Origin of the sequence: Micromonospora endophytica (assembly GCF_003236305.1) — a bacterium.
Taxonomy (GTDB): Bacteria; Actinomycetota; Actinomycetes; order Mycobacteriales; family Micromonosporaceae; genus Micromonospora; species Micromonospora endophytica.
In genome coordinates this window covers 1-3,427 of the sequence record NZ_POTX01000395.1, presented here as the reverse complement: position 1 = coordinate 3,427, position 3,427 = coordinate 1, and the positions used below count along the sequence as shown (strand labels likewise).

Annotated in this window: 4 protein-coding genes; all 4 read right to left on the bottom strand. The window is 69.9% G+C overall.

Annotated elements, in window-relative coordinates; all coding sequences use genetic code 11:
* Positions 1 to 117 precede the first annotated feature (117 nt).
* The 4 genes from C1I93_RS29640 to C1I93_RS29625 are packed head-to-tail and all read right to left on the bottom strand — an operon-like array spanning position 118 to position 3,380.
* Positions 118 to 960, bottom strand: a complete 843-nt coding sequence (locus C1I93_RS29640) for a DUF6807 domain-containing protein (RefSeq protein WP_111246551.1) — start codon at positions 958 to 960, stop codon at positions 118 to 120.
* Positions 957 to 1,613 carry a hypothetical protein gene (locus C1I93_RS29635; protein ID WP_181445380.1) on the bottom strand — a complete coding sequence of 219 codons (657 nt, stop codon included), beginning with the start codon at positions 1,611 to 1,613 and terminating at the stop codon, positions 957 to 959. The genes C1I93_RS29640 and C1I93_RS29635 overlap by 4 nt, the downstream gene beginning before the upstream one ends.
* Positions 1,597 to 2,481, bottom strand: a complete 885-nt coding sequence (locus C1I93_RS29630) for a carbohydrate ABC transporter permease (protein WP_111246550.1) — start codon at positions 2,479 to 2,481, stop codon at positions 1,597 to 1,599. Before C1I93_RS29630 ends, C1I93_RS29635 begins: the two co-directional genes overlap by 17 nt.
* On the bottom strand, positions 2,481 to 3,380 hold the full coding sequence (locus C1I93_RS29625; RefSeq protein ID WP_111246549.1) for a carbohydrate ABC transporter permease: 900 nt from the start codon (positions 3,378 to 3,380) through the stop codon (positions 2,481 to 2,483). The genes C1I93_RS29630 and C1I93_RS29625 overlap by 1 nt, the downstream gene beginning before the upstream one ends.
* Between the last annotated feature and the right edge of the window lie 47 nt (positions 3,381 to 3,427).

Below are 3,427 nucleotides of genomic sequence, written 5' to 3'. Positions count from 1 at the left end.
CCCCCCGCCCCCGCCCCCGCCTCGGCGATCATGCAGTTGTGGTGGGTGACAAAGACGACTTTCCGTCTCGATTCCGGCACCACCACTCCATGATCGACGCAGGAGGCGGGGTGCGGGTCACAGGGTGATCGCGTCGGGGGGCAACCAGCCGTCGGCGATGACGACCCGGTAGTGGGCGGAGCGGGTGGTCGCGGCGGGGATGGTGGCGGTGTGGTCGAAGGCGAAGGCGACACAGACTCCGGGATACATGGTGGTGCGGACGAACCACCGGTCGCCGGGGCCCAGACCGGTGAAGATCAGGGTGTACGCCCCGCCCTGCGGCGCCCGGCCGTGCAGCGCCACCCACGGCGCATCGCAGCCGTTGACCGCCTCCTCGCCGGTCAACGAGTCAGTGAACACCTCGGGCGGTTCGGCGGCCACCGCCCGCCAGAAGAACCCGCCGTAGCCGGCCCCGCCGGGGCGGCCGTTGGTGGCCGGGCTGCCCAGCACGACATCCCGGTCGGCGGGGGCGGTGAGGGCACTGTCGATGTCGAGCCGCCAGGCGTCGCCGAGTTCGGGAGCGGCCGAGGCGGTGAGGATGCGCCGCTCGGTGAGCAGCACCGCGCCGGTCGGGTCGCACCAGTGCAGCCGGTGGTCGAGCCGGTCGGTCGACAGGTGTTCCCATCCGGTGTGCACGATCCGACCGTGGTCGGGGCGCCAGGTGTAGCCGACGTCGCGGACGTAGGTGCGCCCACCCCAGAGGTTGGTGCCGTTGACGTCCTGCACGGCGAGGGAGGCCCCGAGGTGCCAGACGTGGTCGGCGGGGAGTGCGTCGCTGACCGGGGTGCCCGCCAGCGTACGCACCGGGTGCAGGTAGGGGCGGGGCCCGTGGGTGACGTCCAGGTCGGGGGCGAGGACGTACCGGGCGACCGGCACTGAGTCGACGAGCAACTCCTGGTCGGCGTGATCGGCGTCGGTCATGACACCTCCGCCCGGGTTCCCGACAGCGCGTCGAGCCGGCGGGAATCGGTGGTCCGCAGCCCCCGGCGGGCGACGGCGTGCATGGCGGCCAGCGCATAACCGGCGAGAATCGGCACCGCGACCGGGGTGACCAGCACCCCGAGCAGCGCCGCGACCAGGCCGGTGCCGGCCAGGCCGGCCCAGGTCGCGGGGTGGTCGAGGCAGGCGCGGGCGGCTCGGGTGGCCGCCGACCACCACCCGGCACCGCCGGCGCGGCCCACCTCGACCACGATCGCGGCGGCGTACCCGAGCAGGCCCGCCGCGACGACAGTGGTCAGGCTCAGGGCCACCGCTCCGCCCGGCACCCGGCCGCTGGCCAGCGCGAGCAGGTCGAGTGCGAGCAGAATGACGACGGCGAGCCCGAGCACCGTCGCCGGCAACCCGGGCAGCAGGCCCCGGCCGAACCGGGACAGCGTACGCCGGGCGGTGGGCCAGGTGCCGGTGCTGAGCCAATCGTGCACTGCCGCGCTGGCGGTGCCGACCGCGGCACCGGCGGTCAGCACCGGTGCCGCGGCGAGCACGGTCAGGATCCCCAGCAGCGCCAGGTCGGCACCGTCGCGGACGGTGTCGCGCCAGTCGCGGCGCGCCGCTGAGACGTCAACCCTTGAGACCACTGGTGTTGATCCCCTCGACGAGCATCCGTTGGAAGGCGACGAAGAACACGAAGACCGGCAGCAGGGAGAGTACCGCCATGGCGAACATCGGGCCGACCGCGCTCTGGCTTGTCGAGTCGATGAACAGGGTCAGCGCCACCGGCACCGTGTAGTCGCTCAGGTTGGACAGGAAGACCAGTTGCCGGAAGAACTCGTTCCAGGTCCAGATGAACGAGAAGATCGCCGTGGTGACCAGGGCGGGTCGGCTCAGCGGCAGGATGACGTGCCGGAAGATGCCGAACGCGCCGGCCCCGTCGATCCGCGCCGCCTCGTCCAGCTCACGCGGGATGCTGCGCATGAACTGCACCATCAGGAAGACGAAGAACGCCTCGGTGGCGAGGAACTGCGGGATCAGCAGCGGCAGGTACGGCCAGTCGCCGCCGACCAGTCCGAAGGTGCGGAAGAGGATGTACTGCGGCACGATCAGCACGTGGCTGGGGAGCAGCAGCGTCCCGATCATGACGGCGAACCACACCTTGCGCAGCCGGAACCGCAACCGGGCGAAGGCGTACGCGGCCAGCAGGCAGCTCACCGCGTTGCCGACCACGGTCAGCAGGCTGACCATCGCGCTGTTGAGGAAGAACCGGCCGAAGCTGACGTCGAAGTTGCCCCAGCCGTCGGTGTAGTTGCCCGGGGTGAACTGCTCCGGCAGCAGCCCGATGTTGTTGACGATCTCCTGCTGTGACTTGAACGAGGTGCCGATCATCCAGATCAGCGGATAGAGCACGACCGTGACGATCGCCAGCAGGATGACCAGTCGCAGCCAGGAGCGGCTGCGCGGCCGGCGCGGACCGACCGCCACGGGCGGGGCCACGGTGTTCGCGACCATCAGCGGTCCTCCCCGTCGGAGTAGTGCACCCAGAACCGGCCGGTGCTGAAGAAGACGGCCGTGATCAGCGCGATGGCGATCAGGAAGACCCAGGCCATCGCGGAGGCGTAGCCCATCTGCAGCTCGGTGAAGCCGGTGATGTAGAGGTTGAGCGTGTACATCAGGGTCGAGTCGACAGGTCCGCCGGTGCCGTTGCTGAGCACGAACGCCGCGGTGAAGCCCTGGAAGCCGTTGATGGTCTCCAGCACCAGGTTGAAGAAGATCACCGGGGAGAGCATCGGCAGGGTCACGTTGACGAACTGGCGGAACTTGCTGGCCCCGTCGACCGAGGCGGCCTCGTACAGCTCGGTCGGCACCTGCTTGAGCCCGGCCAGGAAGATCACCATCGGGGCGCCGAACTGCCAGATGGCCAGCACCATCAGCGTCTCCAGGGCCCAGTCCGGGTCGTTGACCCAGGGCTTGCCCTCGATGCCGAACAGGGCGAGGAACGAGTTGAACGCGCCCTCGCGGTTGAACATGTTCACCCAGACGATGGCCAGCGCCACGCTGCCGCCGAGCAGCGACGGCAGGTAGAACAGGCCGCGCAACAACCCGACGCCGCGCCACGCCCGGTTGAGCAGCAGAGCCACCCCGAGCGCCGCGGCCAGTTTCACCGGTACGGCGATCAGGGCGAAGCTGAGCGTGACCCGTACCGAGTGCCACCACGACGGATCGCCGGTGAACATCCGTTCGTAGTTGGCCAGCCCGACCCACTCCACCTCTGACCAGGGGGTCAGGATGTCGTAGTTGGTGAAGCTGAGGTAGAGCGACAACAGCATGGGTATCGCCGTGATGGCCATCAGACCGATGAGCCAGGGCGACAGAAAGACGTAGCCGGCCAGACCTTCCCCGTGCCGGATCCGTCCGGTCCTGCCCCGGGGGGCGGGAGGGCGGACGGATCCGGTGC

Excerpts from the sequence above, each read along its gene's own strand:
- C1I93_RS29640 (WP_111246551.1), bottom strand. The coding sequence starts at position 960 with ATGACCGACGCCGATCACGCCGACCAGGAGTTGCTCGTCGACTCAGTG.
- C1I93_RS29630 (WP_111246550.1), bottom strand. The coding sequence starts at position 2,481 with ATGGTCGCGAACACCGTGGCCCCGCCCGTGGCGGTCGGTCCGCGCCGG.